The organism is Pseudoruegeria sp. SK021, from assembly GCF_002119405.1.
GTDB lineage: Bacteria > Pseudomonadota > Alphaproteobacteria > Rhodobacterales > Rhodobacteraceae > Meridianimarinicoccus.
The window spans coordinates 1-1,015 of the sequence record NZ_MTBG01000109.1; the positions used below are offsets into that span (position 1 = coordinate 1).

Below are 1,015 nucleotides of genomic sequence, written 5' to 3' on the forward strand. Positions count from 1 at the left end.
TGCGTATTCCGGAACATCCGGCCACCCATTCCGACAACATCCGGCCACCTGTTCCGACGCATTCGGCCACCTGTGACGCGTTGCCGTGAGGCAGCGTTTTTCGGGTATCAGGTTTGGGGCGTTTCGTCATCCATTTTGGCAATGGTTTTCCGCATGGACGCCCCCTCGAGTTCGAGGCGGTAAGCGTTATGAACAATGCGATCCAGGATGGCGTCGGCGAAGGTAGGCTCGCCGATGACGTCATGCCATGCCTTGATGGGCAGCTGGCTGGTGATCATTGTCGAGCCGCGGCCGTATCGCTCCTCGACAATCTCCATCAGATCACGACGCTGCGTGGCGGTGAGCCGGTCCGGCCCCCAATCGTCGAGGATCAGAAGTTGTGCTTTCGTGATGCTGCGGAAAAGGCGGGGGAAGCGCCCGTCGCCATGGGCCAATTCGAGTTCTTCGAAGAGGCGAGGCATTCGTTTGTAAACCACGGTGACGCCATCACGACAGGCCGCCTGCGCTAGGGCACAGCCGAGCCAGGTCTTTCCGACCCCACAGGGGCCGGTAATGATCAGGCTGCGCTTGTCGGTGATCCACTTGCCAGTGAGCAGGCTTTGGAACAGCGCCTTGTCGAGGCCGCGCCGCGCACGGTAATCGACATCCTCCGGACTGGCGCCCACATGGCGTAGCCTGGCCGAGCGCATCCGGGCCTCGAAGCGCTTGGTTTCTCGGCTTGCGACTTCGCGATCGACCAGCAAACCAAGCCATTCGGCGTGGCTGAGATCGGCGGCACCATCTTGGGCCTGAAGGTCCGCGAAGGCTTCGGCCATACCGTCCAGCCGCATGGCCTTCAGATGATCCAGGGTGGGGTGAGGGAGCATGACGTGTCCTTTCAATGGAAGTAATCGGCGCCACGGATGTTGGTGTGGGTGATGGCAGGCTCCTCCGTGGCGCGGGTGCGGGGCTTGCTCTCCAGCCCATTCTTCAGAATGGATTGGATCGATGAGTAGGATCGGGCGTTGATTTCGAG

At 61.2% G+C, this 1,015-nt stretch carries 1 protein-coding gene; it reads right to left on the reverse strand.

All coding sequences use genetic code 11. The features are described 5' to 3' along the window. Positions 1–107: 107 nt before the first annotated feature. Positions 108–866, reverse strand: coding sequence for an IS21-like element helper ATPase IstB (istB, locus tag BV911_RS18810; protein ID WP_086055053.1), 759 nt, complete (start codon positions 864–866; stop codon positions 108–110). Positions 867–1,015: the final 149 nt, after the last annotated feature.

Bases quoted from the DNA above. Each gene is read 5' to 3' on its own strand.
- istB (WP_086055053.1), bottom strand. From the start codon at position 866: ATGCTCCCTCACCCCACCCTGGATCATCTGAAGGCCATGCGGCTGGAC.